This window comes from Candidatus Vicinibacter affinis, assembly GCA_016714365.1.
Lineage (GTDB): Bacteria > Bacteroidota > Bacteroidia > Chitinophagales > Saprospiraceae > Vicinibacter > Vicinibacter affinis.
Genome location: JADJNH010000006.1, coordinates 265,030 through 283,510, shown reverse-complemented (window position 1 = coordinate 283,510; position 18,481 = coordinate 265,030). Strand labels below are relative to the sequence as shown.

Genomic DNA, 18,481 nt, shown 5'->3' with positions numbered 1-18,481 from the left:
CTCAAAAATAATTTTCAGTTAAAATTAAAAAGTTAGCATTCGTGACTAATTTGTATTAGAAAGACTTGAACTGGACATTGATTACTTAGTGAAAATAAAACCCAGCATTAAGGCCTAAATCATTTACTACTAAATATAGGCTAAGAAAAAGAGCAATATTGGAGCTAATGCTACCAGACTGAGAAAACCTAAAACTATCCCTACAATACTAAAAAACAATCCTTCTCCCTTAAGTTTTCTACGCAATCCTATGAAACCTAATGTGATGCATATGCCTGCGGCTATTGGAGCAGCGATCAACCCCACCAGCAATCCTGAAGTATATACAGGAACCACGAAGCCTCCGGCCAGAATTCCAAAAGTAACCGACAGTAATGGAATAAAAAGTTTGTAACCATATTTGGGTCTTGAAATAGAATCTTTTTTTTGAGCGTTTGGAAAGCTTAATTTTTGATAATCATGTTTGTTTACGATTGTAAATGCTTTTATTTTAAGACTTGAATTCGAATTTAATTTTAATGGAATTGATGAGAAGTTAAAATTTTTATTGGGTAAGGATAACTTTTTATTTGAAGTACCCAATAAATTCAACTTGATAAAAAATGGCTCTGTTTGATCCTCCTGAGGGACTTTTTTGAGGTGAATTGAAAATGGCCTTTTGTTTAATTTTTTATTCTTCTGATGAAAATTGAATTCCATTTTCACAAAATTCGAATTTTTCTTTCCCTTAAAATCGGGACATAATACATGGGTGCTTTTGGTGCATGAGATCAATAGCAGCCATCCTATAATCATCAGATAATTTAAATTTTTCATTTATTCTGAATTTTATTTCATTGTTCTTTTAAACCATTCTTGAAGTAACGATGTATTATTTACAACCTAATTTAAAACTTCGTGAACATTGTAAATTTAGTACACTAATTCATCCGAATTGGATGTTTATTTCAATAAGATTTTTGGTAATAAATTTTGGAAGAAGTTGACATAAAAGGAAATTACTTGGAGTATTATTGCAGACTTAGTTTGGTGTGATTTAAGAAATTTTGAACATTCGGTCCTTAATGGATTATAAAATCCAGCGATACTTGGAATCAGCGAACTAATATTCACATTCTTGCGTTAGAAAGAGGTCCGGTTTTTGTTGTGTTTAGGGAAATTATTGTAAATGAGTAGAGCCATACCTTTAGTAGATTTAAGCCTGTTTTTAAGTGACAAGCCTGTGGATCGCGCCACTTTTGTAAAGGAGTTGGGGGATTCCTTCAGGCATATTGGTTTCGTTGGGGTCAAGAATCATGGGGTGGATCCACATTTGGTTTCAGGTTTTTATGCGGAAGCGGAGCGGTTTTTCTCTTTGCCGGCAGAATTGAAGGAAAAATATGAGATTCCCGGTTTGGCCGGACAAAGAGGGTATACTTCTTTTGGGAAAGAGCATGCCAAGCATTCAAAAGTGGCAGATTTGAAAGAATTTTTTCAGATTGGGCAGACAGTTGCTTCGGACGATCCTTTGAAATCAGAATATCCGGACAATGTAAAAACGGTCGATGTACCTGAATTTGCATTATTGGGAGATCAGTTATACAAGTCATTTGAGCTTGCCGGAAGTCATTTGCTCCGGGCCATAGCCCTTTATCTTGGTCTTAAAGAGGATTATTTTGAAGAAAAGATCCTGAAGGGTAACAGTATTCTCAGGGCCATACATTATCCACCCATCATACAAGAACCTTCCTCCGCCATTAGGGCAGAGCAGCATGAAGATATAAACCTGATCACCCTCCTGGTCGGAGCTTCGGCCGGAGGATTGCAAGTTTTGAATTTGCAGGGAGAGTGGCTTGAAGTAATTCCGGGAGAAAATGAGATTGTAGTGAATGTCGGGGATATGTTGCAGAGATTGACCAACAATTTGCTCATATCGACCACCCACCGCGTGGTAAATCCTCCAAGACATCTCTGGCATGTGCCAAGGCTTTCCATTCCATTTTTTCTCCATCCAAGGAGCGAAATGGACCTCACTTGCCTGCCGGGTTGTGTAAGTGCCGACAATCCAAGTCATTATGACCCTATTACGGCAGGGGCCTATTTGGATGAACGCTTAAGGGAAATTGGATTAAAGAAGTAGTATCTTTGACTTTTAAATAAATAATTATGACTCTTTTATTTTTAGGAAATTTGGGTGGTTGGGAAATGGTGGCGGTTGTTTTTGTTGTATTGCTGTTGTTCGGAGGTAAGAAGATTCCGGAACTCATGCGTGGCCTTGGTGCAGGCATCAGAGAGTTTAACAATGCCAAAAACTCCATAAACAACGAAATCAGAGAAGGAATGCGTGAAGCTGAACGCAAAAACATTCCCGACAACAACAATACCAACCAATAATATTTAGCTTGAATTAACATGAAGATTAGACATCTTTTGACGCTGATCGTGGCTTGCTATGCCTTTTCTGCATCCGCACAAAAAATAGCGCATCTCAATACCAAAGTTCTATTGGACAGTTTGAGTGAATCAAAGAAAATAGCCGAGCAATTGGCCACTTATGAAAAATCTCTTTCGGCTACCGGGGAACAAATGGTGACCAAATTTCAGGAAGGTTTGAAGATCTACCGGGACCAAATGCAAGGCGGAAACCTTACACCCGTAAAGCAGAAAGAAATGGAGAGTAACCTGGAAGTTGAACAAAATGCCATTGGCAAATACCAGCAAAGTGCTCAGGAATCACTCACAAAAAGAAGAGATGAGTTGCTGGCACCACTCTTGAAACGCATCAACGATGCCATCAATGAGATTGCAAAAACTGAAGGTTATACATTCATTTTTGACAGTGTGCAGGGCTTTCTCTTTGCAGATCAATCCAAGGACATTTTTTCTTTGGTCTATAAAAAACTGGAGGAACCGAAGATCAAATAGGGTGTTGGACTTTTTACATACCACATACTAAATTGAGCTTTTTAAAATTTGTTTCCCGAAAAGATCAAACTATTTCCGGGCTTGGATAAATTTTAGCCTTATTGGGTTATTTTTGGACCTTAAATTTAAGTCCGGTCCATGAATTTAAGTTTTTTACGAAGAATCACCAATTCAGGTAACGTCATTACTGAAATTGATGGACTTAGGTTTTTGGCCATTGCCATGGTGGTATTTTTTCATTTGGATGGCTTTCTTTTTTCAGAACTCAGATTTGATTACAAAGACGACAAAGAATCTTATGATTGGCTTCATGATATTTTTCTGCGGGGATATTTTGGTGTAGAGATTTTTTTTGTCATCAGTGCTTTTATCCTTGCCTTGCCATTTGCAAAATATTATCTCGGGGAAGGGAAAAAAGTATCCATCGGATCCTATTTCTACAGAAGACTTACCCGGCTTGAACCCCCCTATATCATTAGCCTCCTGCTGATCGTGTGGTTTCAGGTATCCATCTTTGAGAAAAAAAATTTTGAAGATTTTTCCCCCAGCTTTTTTTATTCCTTGTTTTACGGGCATAATTTTTTTTACAACCGGGATATTCAACCCTTGGTGAACAATGTGACCTGGAGTCTTGAAATTGAAATTCAATTTTATATTCTTGCCCCCATTTTGTTTTACATTTTCTTCAAAAAATTTACCAACAGAAAAGTGATGTTGATACTGATCACATTATTTTTTTCCATTTTGACAAAATTCATTAAACCTGATTTTTTTAGTCTCTATGAATATTTTCATTTTTTCTCCTTGGGTATACTGGTCGCACTTTGCTATGCAGAAAAATTAAAAATATCCTTTATTGATGAGTGGAATGCCCATTGGCGACCTGATTTGGTCACGCTAGTCGCTTTTTTGTTGATGATGTTTACGGACATTACTTATTTAAACGACATTCACCCTTTTACTAAAATACTTTTAAGCACTGCACAATTGTTTTTCCTCTTCGTATTATTCTACAATGTATTGATGCAGGAAGGATACAAAATCGTTTTTTCCAATATCAACATCAGCGTAATGGGTGGAATGTGTTATTCCATTTATTTGTTGCATAATCAAATTACCATGGGGCTGGGTTCAGAACTCACCAGACGGAATTATTTCAACTATTTTATTTTGGATTATTTTTGGTTGGGCTTGCTGCTTTTTATTTACATACTCATGATTTCATTTATTTTTTATCTGGTCCTTGAGCGCCCATGTATGGACAAGAACTGGCCGGTGAAACTTTGGAAATTTATTCAAACTCCGTTTTTAAGGCTTAAGCCATCCGGATCGCCGGAATGAATTTGACTTTTTCCAAATCAGAATGTGTTATTTTTGTTTTTATTAAATCGAACTCATGCAGGAAGCTTATATCGTTGCCTACACCAGGTCTGCCGTTGCAAAAGCGAAGAAAGGTGGATTCAGATTTTTACGTTCAGATGATCTGGCTGTGATGGTCATTCAGGATTTACTTAAGAAAGTGCCGCAACTAGACCCTACATTGGTGGATGATTTAATTGTAGGCTGCGCCAATCCTGAAGGCGAACAGGGGCTGCAGATCGGCAGGCAAATATCACTCAGGGCCCTGGGTGAAAAGGTTCCCGGTATGACGGTCAATCGATATTGTGCTTCTGGTCTGGAGACCATTGCTATTGCCACCGCAAAAATCCGTGCCGGCATGGGCGAATGCTTTATTGCAGGCGGAGTGGAAAACATGAGCCAGATTCCTATGGAAGGATATAAACTGGCCCTCAATTATGAAGTAGCAGACAAACATCCTGACTACATCATTGGAATGGGACTCACAGCAGAAGCTGTTGCAAAAAAATACAACATCAGCAGAGAGGCTCAGGATGAATTTGCTTTGAGATCGCATCAATTGTCCTCAGCAGCGCGGGACAGAGGTTTCTTTGCGGAAGAAATTACACCGGTAAGTTTAACTGAAATTTCCGTGAAGAATGACAAGCGAACTGAAACCAATTTTACGGTAAAGGAAGATGAAGGCATTCGTAAAGAAACTACCCTGGAGGCTTTGTCGGCTTTGAAACCTGTGTTTGCCAATCACGGTACCGTTACGGCCGGCAACGCTTCACAAACCAGTGATGGTGCGGGATTTGTTTTGGTGATGAGCGAGCGGATGATGAACGCATTAGGTTTACAACCGGTCGGCAGGATCATAGCTTGCAGTGTTGCCGGTGTGGATCCATTGTACATGGGAATCGGACCTTGCGCAGCCATTCCAAAAGCATTGCTTGCTGCCGGAAAAAGCTTAGCTGAAATTTCATTGATCGAATTAAATGAAGCTTTTGCATCCCAATCGCTTGCCGTTATCCGGGAAGCAGGTTTGGATCCTTCCATTGTCAATGTAAATGGCGGGGCAATCGCGCTGGGACACCCACTGGGATGCAGCGGTGCAAGACTGACCATGACCTTGCTGCATGAGCTTAAATCCAGGAAGCAGTCATTTGGAATCGTTACAGCCTGTGTAGGGGGAGGGCAGGGAATTGCTGCGGTGATAGAATCCTATTAAGGACTCGTGCACCCAATATCTAATTTTTAATTTCCTTGCGCCTGACTACAAATCTTGCCTTTGTGAAGCACAGATTTCGGTAGGCAATTTTCCATTGGCAAGGACTTAAGGACGATTGGTTTGGATTGTACCCCATCATATTTTTACTACCTGATTTCCAGTTGTCGCAGAAACCCACATTTGGTCCACCGCAATCCGAAAAACAGGGATTTATTTTACACTCCTTTGCAATGTCAATGTCCACATCTTTGCATTCGTTTCCGCAATAGAAAGAATGACAAAGACCCATGACATGACCCAATTCATGGCACAGCAAACTGGCAAACGACCACCAGCCAAATCTACCTCCATTCGCTGCATTGTCAAAGGCATCCTGCAGTACGATTTCATTGCAGAAATTCATTCCACAGGCATAACCATTTAATTTAAAATCTTTGGGTTGGCCATAATCTTCAATCACAATGTTGAGTACATCCTCATTGTACATTGATTTATTCATTCGTCTACTGGGCCAATACCAAATGCCGCCGTTGCTGTCCAGTGGATTTGAAGGATCCGAATAAATTTTTAATCGGATGCGACTGTTGCCAACAAATGAATTTTTACTGGTCCCACTTTCTTCAAGATTTTCAAGAATTGAATTGGCATGGTTGATTAATCTGTGTGCCCACACATTTCCATTGACTGGTTTTTCATCTTCTTTTTTCCCTCGATAAAACATTCCATTTCTGGAGTCGATGTAATGTACATTTACGCGAATGATAAATTCAGGTAAATGTGCGGTGTCCAATCGCTCTATTTTGTCAAGTAAAGCAAGACTGTCATTGACCATCAAAGTACTTTGATCTGTGGGCGGACATTTTGATTTTTTGCAAAACCAGGCACAGGAGGAACAGGTCAGGATGCCTAGAATGCAAAACACAATTAATTTATTCATACGTGCAAAAGTACTCAGTATGCGGGAAGTTTTTCGGGTAGTTTTTACGATTTTTTGATTGCATCAACTTTGAGAAATCCATTTCTAAAAAGTTTCATTTTTTTTGGGATTTAATAAGTAGGCTTATAATTTGAACTTTGAGGCAGATATCATCTACTTAGTATTCCATTTTTTAAACAGTGCTTTGCATTATAGGATTAATTTTTTTTTCAAAACACACACTGTTGGATATATTTTGATAGGGTCCATAATTTGGAATTCTTTTATAGCCATTCTTTTCATAAAGACTGATTGCTTCCGGTTGATTTTTTCCGGTTTCCAAAACACATCTGGAATAACCAAGCATTGCAGTTTGATTTTCCAGTTCATTCAAAATTTTACCTGCAATTCCATGTCCCCGGTTTTCCGGACGCACATACATTCTTTTAACTTCCAGACTGTCTACAGAGAATTCCTTTAAAGCCCCGCACCCAACGGCCATATTTTGATGAAAGGCTATGGTGACAAAAATGATTTTATCCAGCTTATTGTGCGGTGCATAAAACGAGTGTTCTTCACCATCCCGGATTTTTAGTTCAGCATCCAATTCTTTTACAAGTTCGAGGAAGTCTACATGGTCGGCAGAGGTGTGAACAAGTGTAGTCATCGAATGATTATTACTATTCCGAAATTAAGATTATTTAGTTTGCTTTTTCTCCCGTCAAACTTGTGATGTCCAAGGAAGAAAAAACCAAGTGATTTCTAAAAAAAAGCGATTTAAGCATCGGTAAAATTGGAATTACCCGGGTGAATATTTTTCTATTTTTTTATGGGACTTTAAGTATTCCGGTAAAGCTGCAGAACCATACCATTGGAAAAGTTCGGCTTCCAAAAGTTTCTGCTCCACGGCAGGGTCTGTTTGCAACAATTCCTGAGCTTCATCCAAGGATGTGACATTTAAAATAAAAATCCCTCGGTATGATCGATCATTTTTACCAAGTGGACCAGCGACGATTAACTTTCCGGAATCAGCCAGCCGTCCAATATTTTTCAGGTGTAATTTGAACAGGCTGTCTCTGGTGACTTTGTCTGCCATATTGTTGCTCCCGGTTTTTAGCATGACCAGAATGTATTTTTTCATTCCAAAGTCATCCCCGCCAAGCGTTTTTGCAAGTGTTGAATCAAAGTTAGGATTTATGTTCTGTCCATAACTGGAAGGATTGGCAATTAATAAAGAAATGCCAATCAAAAGTGTTTTAAATAAAAAGAATTTATTGAGTTTCATGCAGAGAACACGTTTTAAAAATTCAATATTTATCATTCATGATAATTTTATGAAATAAATAGTAGAATGAACTTAAAAGTAACGAAGAATCAATGGCCAGGCCATGAAGTAAAATTAACAGGATTCCTGAACATCGGATTTAAAAAATTACTTTTTGTTTTAGAAAAGCCGACAATTGGTGCGAAGCCTTGAAAATGGATTTAAGAAATGCAGGAAAATAAATTAAGCTGAACCAAAATGCAGTTATCTATTTTGTAAAATCAAAAGTATTTTAAAAATCGAAGGAGTTCCTCCTGATCTGTAAGGTCTGCATTCTGTGGTTGATATTGAATGGTCGGATTCGAAATGCTTTCTTTTCGCAATGCTGCATGAATTCTGGAACATCCGGTGGATTCTATGATTTCTAGGACATTGGCACTGCGAATGCCTCCTCCGGGCATCACACATATTTTGTTTTCAGAGAGATCATTTAGTTTTTTTATTTGGGGAATTCCCAGACTTGCATTGGCGGCGCCTCCTGAAGTAAGCACTCTGTCCCATTGAAAATCAATCAAGGTGTTCAGACCCTTCATTTGATCCGTCAGCTCATCAAAGGCTTTATGAAAGCAAAGATTCAATCCACAGGACACAGTCATTATATCTTCCAGGAAAGGCTCGTCTATAAGCCCTTCAGCGGTCAGCCCTCCCACCACAAATGCATCCACGCCCAAATCCACATATTTTCTTACATCGTCCAGCATGATCCTTTTTTCTGAGGGAGAATAAACAAAATCACCCGGTCGGGTACGGATTAAAATTGCCAGTTCGCCGAAGAATCTTTCTCTGGCAAATCGAACCAATCCCATAGAAGGTGTAACGCCACCGCAATGCAGATCGGTACAAAGTTCTATGGCCTTGAGCTGATGAACAGCGGCCAATTCAACCGCCTGTACACTTGCTGTACAAAGTTCAAAAACAGGTTTAGGATCTTTATTTTCCGGCAAGATATCTGGATTCTACTTCTTCCCAGTTGACCACATTGAAAAAGCCCTGTACATAGTCAGGTCGTCTGTTTTGGTAATGCAGGTAGTAGGCATGCTCCCAGACATCGAGCGCAAGTACCGGAGCACCACCGCAGCCTGTATTGGGCATCAGGGGATTGTCCTGATTTGGGGTAGAGCAAATCTCCAACTTTCCACCGGGATGAACACATAACCACGCCCAACCGGAACCAAATCTGGAAATTGCTGCCTGTGCAAATTTTTCTTTAAACGAATCAAAGCTTTCAAAATTAGCATCAATGGCTTCCGCGACAATTCCTCTCGGTAATCCACCACCTCTTGGAGACATCATGTTCCAGAACAGATTGTGGTTATAAAATCCTCCGCAATTGTTGCGAACAGGCATGTTGCTCATGTCCAGATTCTTAAGGATATCTTCTATGGACATATTTTCCAAGGGAGTATCCTTTATGGCATTGTTGAGATTATTGGTGTAAGCGGCATGGTGTTTTCCATGGTGTATTTCCATGGTTCTTGTATCTATATGTGGCTCAAGGGATTGCGGTGGATAAGGTAGATCAGCAAGGACAAAAGACATAGGATATTATTTTATTGGTGAACAATGCATCTTTAACAAAAAGAAAGATATAAAGTTGAAGGAAATAAAGAACTGGAGGAGGAAGAATTTCTTAAAAAATATACCAAACGTAACATGAGTTGGTATTTTCTTTAATTTAAAAATTTTCTTTAATGCTTTATAATATCGAATATGTTCTGTTTGTAATAGGTTGTTCGCACCACACTAAACGGATACAAAAAATGAAGCAACTATATCTATAACTTTCAATCCATTAGGTGAGACACTCTGAGGTATCCCTAATTTTTCCATCTTAAGCTTGGTTCCTGTATTATTAAGCAATTCTTACATTAGAAATATTCCCTCTCTCTGGAGTTACTTCTTTGGAGCTGTAATTAATATTAAACCCACCAAAATCCATGTAAGTTTTTTTTACAAGATAAGTATTCCATTAATTTATTTATAATCAGATATTTGTGTCATTATAACTCTTTGAAATTGAAAAATTTGGGATAAACCATTGTGCTCTTTACGCATATCTGTAGTTCGAGTGTACATAAAATATTGATGCCCACTTGTAAATGGAATCATTTCAAGATTGTACTAACTCTATTAGAATTTTATTCTCAGGTTAACTCTCGAAGATTATTCTTATTCGATTCGGATATTGCAGAACAATTTCTGCCAAATTTTGATTCTTATTTATCTTGGATGTGATTTTCACAAATTGACCTGACAATTCTCTTGGCCTACGGTAATGCTTTTTCTTCCATTAAAATATTGAGACACAGACAAATGCTTTCCTGTTAAGTAACTTTTTAAGCTCAGATTACTATTCCTGTAGCCTTCTTGCAATTTCTCAAAACTTTCTTTTGGCATACTTATTTTTGCACGAAGCTATAAACTATAGTGACAGATGGCTGTTAGATGAACGGATACTATTCAATCTTAAAATCCATTTCTTTCAGAAACATTTTAATATTTAAAAGTAAGTCGTTTTGAAAAATTAGAATCAAATTCAAATTGTTGGTTTTCTTATTATTATGTAGGCCATTTTCTAATGACCGTCGTTAAAAAATAGACCTAATGACAATTCTGGGTTAATTCAATTTTTTAAAAAAACCACCAACTAAAAATCAGTACATTGCCAAAATAAGAAAAGTATTTTTTTTGAAATTGAATTACTTCTATTTTCTTCACTCAGAAATTTATTTTAGTAAAAATAGGATCTTAGCGAAGAAACAATTGATTTGCTTGTAAAATTTCATTATTGTTGGCAGTTAATAAAATGATTTTTTCCTTGACTGTTAATACTCTCATTTCTCTGGCATCTCGAAATAACTTTAATCCAGTTAAGTTAAATGGCATATGTACAAAATTCATATTTCCTTTATTAAGGAGAACTCCACCAATTCCTGCATCACTTCGTGTAGTTTCTACTTCTCGATTATAATAATTTCCACAGTATATTATGTCATATAGCTTATCAGAATTGATATCAATTATAATAAAAGAGTGAATTGGAGAAATTTGTGATTCGATAGGTAATGATGTAATTTCAAATCTTCCTCCTTTGTTTTCAAAGCAAACAGATCTAAATTCATCTACTTCTTTAATAACTGCATTTTCCATTTTTCCATCTAGGATATTTTCAATGTTTGATCTGGCAAATTCAGCATATGTTTTATATTTATTATTTATAAATGGCATTTGCTCAGAACTACATTGTTTACCTCGAACTGGATAATAATTTCCATCTATGTCATAAGCACTTAAGTAGATATCATGTGAACTATTCTTATCGAAATCACCCAAATATACTTTAAAAGGATTCTGAATTGAAGTTTTAAACTTAGTATTCAATCCAGCATTCCCGGCTACAAGATCAAAATCCCCGTCATTGTCAAAATCTGCAAAAGCTATTGTATTCCACCAACCCCTTGAATTTTCGATCCCAAAATCTTTTGTCTTCTCAACTAATTTGTAGGAGTCATTTATAAAAACCCTTAAAGGCATCCACTCACCCACAATTAACAAATCCAAATCACTGTCATTATCAATATCCAACCAACAAGCATCTGTAACATTACCAAAATCCTTTGTCATTATAGGGCAAATATCTTTTGTAGCATTCTTGAAGATTCCTTTGTCATTTTTTAGGATAAATGACGGGCAAGAAATCCCATACTTTCCTGGGATTTGGCGTCCCCCTAAAAACAAATCTTCGTCGCCATCATTATCGAAATCTCCATTTTTTACGATACCTAGACTAGCGTTAAGTGTAGGAAGTTGAATTGATGCTTCACTAAATTTGCCGGTGCCATTGTTTTTATAAATTTGCTGTTTCATACCATTGGATTTAAGAGAATTTTCATTTCCACCAGAGGCAACAAATAAATCAAGATCTTTATCATCATCCATGTCAAAAAATAGAGCGTCAACTTCCTCGCATTCCTTATACAACTTCTTTGGTCCAAATTCTGATTTTATAAAACCGCCAAACTCATTTTGCAAGAATAATTGACCATCTAAATTAGATGACCCACCAAGATAAAAATCAGTTAATTGGTCATTGTTTACATCTCCAATATCTAAGCATGGACCTAATGTAGACATTTTATAAGGCAGCAATATTTCTCTTGCATAGTCATCAAACATATTCTCTTTATGTTGAATTCCTTGCAATAATTCAGATGTTATTTCAACCGATAAAACCTTTTTAATTGTTTGGTTAAATTGGGATTCAAAAAAATCTTTTGCATCAGCTTCTTTAAATAATAAATTTTGGTTTATTTTTGGATTATAAATTTTCATTGATTTACCAGAAGGCCATCGAATTAATAATGAATCTACTTTATTTGATGCTCCTAATCCAAAATGTATGCTTAATTCTGAAGTTGACATATACCCTCTAACATTTGTCATTTCACACATTTGTAACTTATTGTTAGAATATAAAACGGCTCGAGCGCCAATGCTTTTAGTGTTGAAATTGCTACCTAATAGTTTAATGTTAATATAATTTCCTTGATTGAGATTTTCATATACAAAAGCCGGTTGATTTAAATTGTTAACTACAAGGTCTAAGTCTCCATCGTTATCCAAATCTCCGTATGCAGCGCCCTGAGAAAATGATTTTTCATTTAAATTCCACTTAGTTGTCACATTTTGAAAACCAAGGTTTCCAGTGTTTTTGTATAGATAGTTTCTTATTGGTTCGGATGGCAATATGTCTAAGAATTTTGTAAGAGAAGATTGTGCTAATTTATGAATATTCTCTTTTGCCATTTTTTCAAATATTTCCTTCTTTTTAATTTCAATATCTTTATTTCTTACATCTCGAAGCATTCCATTGGTAATGAATATATCTTTATTACCATCATTATCAAAATCTGCAAATAATGCGGCAAAGGACCAATCGGTTTGAGCAATTCCTAACATATGAGCTATTTCGCTAAATAAACCATTTCCTTGATTCAATTGCATTGAATTATACATATATTGGAAATGATAACCGTTACTTACCAAATTCCAGAATTTATCTGGATTCATAGCACCCATATTTGTTTTATTCCTATAGTGGTCTTCAGAAACCATATCTACAGTATATATATCAAGCCAACCATCATTATTGAAATCCGCTATATCTACACCCATACTAAAATTGCTCATATGCCGTAGTGAGGTATTCGATATATTGGTAAAAGTTTTATTTTTATTATTTATAAATAGCTGGTCGGGCTCTTCATAGTCGTTTGAAATATAAATATCAGGCCAGCCATCGTTTGAAATGTCGCCTATAGTGGCACTTAACGCATATGAACTATTTTGCAGATTAGTTTCCTTACTTTTATCAATAAAATTTTTATTATTAATATTTTCATAAAACTTGCTGGAATATTTCAGTTCTATTTTGTGTTGCAATTTATTTTTTAACTCATAATTATTGGGTGGTTGGTTTACTACAAATAGATCCAAATCCCCGTCAAGATCATAATCAAAAAAATTGGCGTGTATTGAATAACCAATATCATCAATTCCAAATAATTTAGCACTTTCAGTGAAGGTATTGTTTTTATTATTAATATATAGTTTATTTCTTCTGAAAGCAGAATTATCAGACAAATTACATGAAATATAAATATCGTCCCACCCATCAGCATTAATATCTGCTATTGTAACACCTGACTCCCACTCGTTTGACTTTTTAATACCCGATGATTTAGTAATATCTTCAAATTTAAACCCCCCCTTATTTAAATAGAGTTTATCTGTTTCTTGATTTGAAATCAATATCATATCTAACAAGCCATCATTATTCACGTCTAAAAGTCCAACACCTGCTCCATTATACATACCTTCGTATATGAAATAATTGAAGGAGTCTGTTTCTGTTAGTGTGTTTTTAAAATTTATATTAGTTATATTCGGACTCAGTAATTTGAACCCTGTTGTTTCAGTTAAGGAATTATTTTTTGACTTTTTAGAATCGCAACATGAGAGTAAAACTATCATCAGCAGATTAATAATTATATATATTATATTTTTCATCTATATTTTAATTTAAATGATCTTTTGCTATTTCTAAGGATCATGCCCCATTATAAGCTGAAAATTTTAAGTTTTTTGAATCGGATGCAAATATTGCAATTTTTTCTTTCAATTTATAAAGCTGTTTAAAATTGTCTACTTTAACATTTTAGTTTCTATATCCAGCAGTGCGGGACTTAAACATCTATACCTTATGCTAGGAACTCGACCAGTACTTGACTCTTCCAAAATACTTTTGAATTTGTGAGTTAATGTTTTCAATGCAATTTGTTGCGCTGAAAGATACTTTAAATTCACTATTGAATTCTTTTTTTAGTATTGTTCACAATTATCCCAGTTCTTCTTAAAAGGAATTGGCTGATTGTCGATTTATACGTTCAAGCTTTCCTATTAATAACAGTATTGCTTCTTTTACCAATTTATAATTTGGTTGTTGTAATGCCTTTTTCTTTTCTGATTTTTCCCAATGTTTATCATGTTTTTCCAGGGAAGCCAATGTGTTTTTTCGTTTCTGACAGGCACATCTTTGGATTATTGCTTTTTCTCCGAATACATTCAGAATAGCCTTATAATGCTCTTACTTCCTTTAATTATAAATAATATCCCAGAATCAAAACCTAGCCCCGAACAATTAAGCCCTTTAAAAACTGTACAATAGCCAAGCTATTTTGAGTGCTTGTCTACTTGATGCCAAGTTTTATTTTATCCCCATTTTCTGTAATTACCAACGCTATTATCATTTGTTCTCCGTACAAGTATTTGCCATCTAATATAATGGCCATGATTTTATGATCCTTTAATCTCCTGTTTTCAAATTCTTCAAAATTTTCTTTTGTAGCCTCCACAAAATGGCTGCTTGCATTAGATTTGCTTAAGCCAAAACTTTCTCATAAATAGTAATCTATGCCTGCATATTCACTAGTGTTCAAATCCTTTAGTTCAGCCTGCAGTGAATTTTCAAGACTCTAATACCTCATCATTTGATAACTTTCAAGGCTCTTAAGTGCTCTCGCCTCATTGTTGACTACACGGTGGACCTTGACGGCTTCTTATTCTAACCTGAACGAACACTCCTTGGATTATAACCATAACGGCTGTAGATATTTTCGTCATGGGGATACCGATGTCCAGTTAGTTTATTCACCTCTTAATCAAGTATTTGATTAATATAATATTGTACCAAACTCAAATGAGGCTGAATCAAATCCAGTTTTATATGTTTAAGTTATTGCATACTCCATTCGAGGTTTACTCTTGAAAATTCTATCTTTATTTATAGTTGCGATTTTTTTTTTACAACATTTAATTACAAATAATCCGTAACACTTTTTATTTAAATTTCAGCTAGGTTTGGTAACTTCTCTTTCTACTCTAATCGCAATTTAGCACAAATAGAAACATTTTTTTTGGCTACTCTGCTCGTGAATGGGGCCGGCTTAGTTTATATATTTTATAACTGAGTGTTCTGAATCATTGCAACTTTTCCTCTCCAAGGATGCTGTTCTCTGCATTCTTATTCTGGTGTTTGCGCCAATTATAGTTATTTTCGATGATTCTGAAAGGAGAACATCTACTTTAATAGCATATTAATTGTGTTTCAATGTCTTCCAAACAGTCTCAAAACTTTGCTCCATACCAAATTTTCGGTTCATTTTCAATATCTAGTAAACTTTAAATAGCTGAATTTATTAATTTTTTAACTTATTTTACTGTTAACTTTAATCAAGAATTTTTATTGTCTATATTTCATCCATGTAGAGCTATAATACTTGCTTAATCAATATAAATTAAAGAATATCAATTGAATATAAATTATATTATTAAATATTTTAAAATTTTATATACTTAAACTATAAATCTTTGTACCTTTGGTTTGTTAAAATTAGGGTTGAATGTTTACCTAGTTTAGACTTCTGGCTTGATTTTAAAAGGCGAAGCAAAATCCTTAAGAAATCGGTCATTTTTACTGTTTGTTTTATCATCATCTTTCAAAGTTTTGAAGGGTTTTGTCGTTTTACTATCCTCATTAATGCTAATGAAGACAGTGGAATAGTGTTATTTGTGTGCTTATTAAATAATTAGCACTATTTATTAGGATTTTTTAAAATTTTATATTAATAAACCAAAACTAAATCTCATGAAAAAAACGAAATTTTCTCTTAAAGGGTTCATTTCAAGGCTGGCCATGGTGGCTATTTTTATGTTTGTTGCAGGACTGGTAGGAAAAGACCAAGTTGTTGCCCAGACTTATAATATTCCAAACCTAAAGCCTGTACCGCAGGCGATACAGGATTTGACGACAGAATTTGCTAAGGTGCAGGGGAGGCACAACAGCAAGGAAAAGGATCTGCTCTTTGGTCTACGGTGAAGATCTATCAGCGTACATTGGATGCTTTGATAAATCGTCCGGACCAAAACATGAATACTTACAGTGTATTCTTGAGTAGTTTAGACTTTGATACATTTGGCAATTTAGTTGTAAGAAATGGGAATTCTATTGATATGAATTCCAGTATTGAAGCAATATTAAACACAGCTGAATATAAATCATTGATACAAGTTCTCAAATCGTAACCTAATTTCAAAATTTTATAATCAATTAACTCATATCTCATGAATCAACCATTTTACAATCGGCTTTGCCAGTTGTTTGTGATAGTGATGGTGATGGTTACCGGGTTGTATGCACAACCTGTAGTAACGATTCCCGGAAGCACAATCAACAACGGTGGAAACAGCACAATTCCTTACTCAGGAACTGGAGGATGCGGGGTTGTACCCCAAACCAATTTTAACGGAGGAGGTTCTCCGGGAGTTGCCTGGACTGGGGAACTGTATTTACAGCCACTGCGCCTGCATCATTTGGGAACTGTAGTGGATACCAGGTATCCAGTGTAAATCTTAATTTCAACCATACTTGGGATAGTGACCTTCTAATCTATATTAGAAACAGGCGGACTGGACAAGTACTGGGACTAAGTTTCGCTAACGGTGGAAGTAATGACAATTTTACCAATACCAAATTTTGTGATAATGCAGCTTGTTCACCTATAACAGCGGGAGCTGCTCCTTTTTCTAATACATTTAGACCTCAAGGGGCTGGTGGTTTTATATGTGGAACATCACCAACAGCAACCTTATCAACTGTGGCCTCGTTGGCAGTGGTGCCAAATGATGTGTTAGAGTTAATATTTTATGATCAAGCGGGTGGGGATAGTGGTCCTATGTTGAGCTGGTCAGTGGTAATGGCAGCTAATCCTGTATTGCCGGTAATACCAGCAGCGGTGACAGTATCTTTTGCGCCAGGGACTTGTGTGCCGTCACCGGTAGCATGTCTTAGTGTAGATCCTACATGTACATCTGCCGTTAGATATTCAACTACGCCAATAACAGCTGCTAGTGTTTGTGATCCAAATACAACGGGCAGCGCATGTACATCCCCTGGAATATTGTTTCCAGCAGCGGGAGTGTACAATTTATATTGGATAGTAGCCAATGACTGTCGATTTGTAATTGGGGGTCCTCAACAGGTGACTGTTAGAGATTTAGAGGCACCAACTCTAGTGCCAGCATGTCCTAAAGGAAATCGTGTTACTTTGAATGCGGGTCCTGGAGAATGTGAGGTTTCTTGGGACGCACCTGCATTTATGGCGATGGACAATTGTCCTGCCGGTGCTTATTTTGGGAACAGAAGTACAGCTACTGTTTGTTTACCACCTGCATCTTACTGGTCAATTACAGGAGGAGCAAATAGTTGGGGTGTGATGTTTGACTTGATCAACACTTCTGGAGGGCCATTAAATCTTCAGTTACTGGGAGAACGGGCTTTTGCTAACGTTCCCCACACAATCTATTATACAACTGCTCCAGGTAGTCACGTACCTGTACAGGCCACTCCTGGTGCCTGGACTCAGTGCGCTACCAGAACTCCTCGATTTGGTGGACAGTTTACCAATACCATTGACAGTTTCGATCTCTTGACCGGCACTCGTTCAGATACCATTAAGAGATGCGCGCCTATCCAAACTGAGACAACTGTTGTAGGTTGCTTAACGATGGGTACTGGTGAGAGAAGAGGTATTTACATTCATGCTGCGGGTACCGGAGGTACCAATGCATCCTTATTTTCAGGTTGTGGAGGTACAGCGATGGGTGATGCAAATATCAATACACCAATAGATGGTGCTACTTATACCGGTGGACAGTTCGCTGCTCCTTTCATCAACAGTTCATTTGGATTTGGAGGAGCTAACTGGATTGGAGTTATAGGATACAATTTGTCAACCTCTACAAGGGTACCACTTGTACAAACGTGTGGTGCGCCATATGGTCCCGGATGCTTTTTTTCCTATAGGATGTACAAGAATATGCTATAGAGCAACCGATGCAGCTGGAAACGTAGCTACTTGTGAATTTGATGTATGTGTAAATGCATATGCAAATCCAACAAGAGCTTTAGCTTGTAACGATGAGATTCAAATAAGTTTGGACGAGAATTGTTCTGCTACCATCAATGCTGACATGGTACTCGAAGGAGGTCCATATTCATGTTATGATAACTACATTGTGGAAGTGAGATACTGGACAGGTGGTGGTTTAATCGACCGTAATCCAAATCTAGCCGGTGTTCAAATTAACGGAACAGATATTGGTAAAGAATTAAAACTTACTGTACGTGACCCTGCAACCGGCAACAGCT

General features: G+C 36.6%; 16 protein-coding genes. 8 read left to right on the top strand and 8 right to left on the bottom strand.

Going from position 1 to position 18,481, the window contains the following annotated elements:
- Positions 1-129 precede the first annotated feature (129 nt).
- Positions 130-816: a hypothetical protein gene (locus tag IPJ53_14320; GenBank protein ID MBK7800273.1), complete on the bottom strand. Its 687-nt coding sequence runs from the start codon at positions 814-816 to the stop codon at positions 130-132.
- 352 nt (positions 817-1,168) lie between these two features.
- Here IPJ53_14320 and IPJ53_14315 point away from each other — a divergent pair, with 352 nt between their 5' ends.
- The 5 genes from IPJ53_14315 (at position 1,169) to IPJ53_14295 (ending at position 5,473) form a co-directional block, all read left to right on the top strand.
- Positions 1,169-2,119: an isopenicillin N synthase family oxygenase gene (locus IPJ53_14315; GenBank protein ID MBK7800272.1), complete on the top strand. Its 951-nt coding sequence runs from the start codon at positions 1,169-1,171 to the stop codon at positions 2,117-2,119.
- A gap of 26 nt (positions 2,120-2,145) precedes the next feature.
- Entirely contained in the window at positions 2,146-2,373 is a 228-nt protein-coding gene (locus tag IPJ53_14310; GenBank protein MBK7800271.1) for a twin-arginine translocase TatA/TatE family subunit, read from the top strand.
- A gap of 18 nt (positions 2,374-2,391) precedes the next feature.
- Positions 2,392-2,904, top strand: coding sequence for an OmpH family outer membrane protein (locus IPJ53_14305; protein ID MBK7800270.1), 513 nt, complete (start codon positions 2,392-2,394; stop codon positions 2,902-2,904).
- A gap of 138 nt (positions 2,905-3,042) precedes the next feature.
- Positions 3,043-4,245 (top strand): acyltransferase, encoded by a 1,203-nt coding sequence (locus IPJ53_14300; protein MBK7800269.1) that lies wholly within the window; start codon positions 3,043-3,045, stop codon positions 4,243-4,245.
- A gap of 55 nt (positions 4,246-4,300) precedes the next feature.
- Complete coding sequence (locus IPJ53_14295; protein MBK7800268.1) at positions 4,301-5,473, top strand: thiolase family protein; 1,173 nt, start codon at positions 4,301-4,303, stop codon at positions 5,471-5,473.
- A gap of 19 nt (positions 5,474-5,492) precedes the next feature.
- On the opposite strand, the gene IPJ53_14290 is transcribed toward IPJ53_14295, so the two are convergent.
- The 7 genes from IPJ53_14290 to IPJ53_14260 all read right to left on the bottom strand — a co-directional run bounded on the left by IPJ53_14290 (position 5,493) and on the right by IPJ53_14260 (position 14,627).
- Entirely contained in the window at positions 5,493-6,410 is a 918-nt protein-coding gene (locus IPJ53_14290) for a hypothetical protein (GenBank protein MBK7800267.1), read from the bottom strand.
- A 172-nt stretch (positions 6,411-6,582) separates the two neighbouring features.
- Positions 6,583-7,056, bottom strand: coding sequence for a GNAT family N-acetyltransferase (locus tag IPJ53_14285; protein ID MBK7800266.1), 474 nt, complete (start codon positions 7,054-7,056; stop codon positions 6,583-6,585).
- 132 nt (positions 7,057-7,188) lie between these two features.
- Positions 7,189-7,710, bottom strand: coding sequence for a hypothetical protein (locus IPJ53_14280; protein ID MBK7800265.1), 522 nt, complete (start codon positions 7,708-7,710; stop codon positions 7,189-7,191).
- 224 nt (positions 7,711-7,934) lie between these two features.
- The gene (locus IPJ53_14275) at positions 7,935-8,657 is read right to left on the bottom strand and encodes a copper homeostasis protein CutC (protein MBK7800264.1); all 723 of its coding nucleotides are present in this window, start codon (positions 8,655-8,657) and stop codon (positions 7,935-7,937) included.
- Positions 8,644-9,252 carry a superoxide dismutase gene (locus IPJ53_14270; protein MBK7800263.1) on the bottom strand — a complete coding sequence of 203 codons (609 nt, stop codon included), beginning with the start codon at positions 9,250-9,252 and terminating at the stop codon, positions 8,644-8,646. The genes IPJ53_14275 and IPJ53_14270 overlap by 14 nt, the downstream gene beginning before the upstream one ends.
- Positions 9,253-10,461: 1,209 nt before the next feature.
- On the bottom strand, positions 10,462-13,782 hold the full coding sequence (locus IPJ53_14265; GenBank protein ID MBK7800262.1) for a VCBS repeat-containing protein: 3,321 nt from the start codon (positions 13,780-13,782) through the stop codon (positions 10,462-10,464).
- Positions 13,783-14,462: 680 nt separating this feature from the next.
- A complete protein-coding gene (locus IPJ53_14260) occupies positions 14,463-14,627 on the bottom strand; it encodes a hypothetical protein (GenBank protein MBK7800261.1) in 165 nt (54 codons plus the stop codon).
- A gap of 1,292 nt (positions 14,628-15,919) precedes the next feature.
- Here IPJ53_14260 and IPJ53_14255 point away from each other — a divergent pair.
- The 3 genes from IPJ53_14255 (at position 15,920) to IPJ53_14245 (ending at position 18,158) form a co-directional block, all read left to right on the top strand.
- Positions 15,920-16,150, top strand: a complete 231-nt coding sequence (locus IPJ53_14255; GenBank protein ID MBK7800260.1) for a hypothetical protein — start codon at positions 15,920-15,922, stop codon at positions 16,148-16,150.
- A 245-nt stretch (positions 16,151-16,395) separates the two neighbouring features.
- Positions 16,396-16,680: a hypothetical protein gene (locus tag IPJ53_14250; GenBank protein MBK7800259.1), complete on the top strand. Its 285-nt coding sequence runs from the start codon at positions 16,396-16,398 to the stop codon at positions 16,678-16,680.
- A gap of 248 nt (positions 16,681-16,928) precedes the next feature.
- Positions 16,929-18,158, top strand: a complete 1,230-nt coding sequence (locus tag IPJ53_14245; protein ID MBK7800258.1) for a hypothetical protein — start codon at positions 16,929-16,931, stop codon at positions 18,156-18,158.
- The last annotated feature ends 323 nt before the right edge of the window (positions 18,159-18,481 follow it).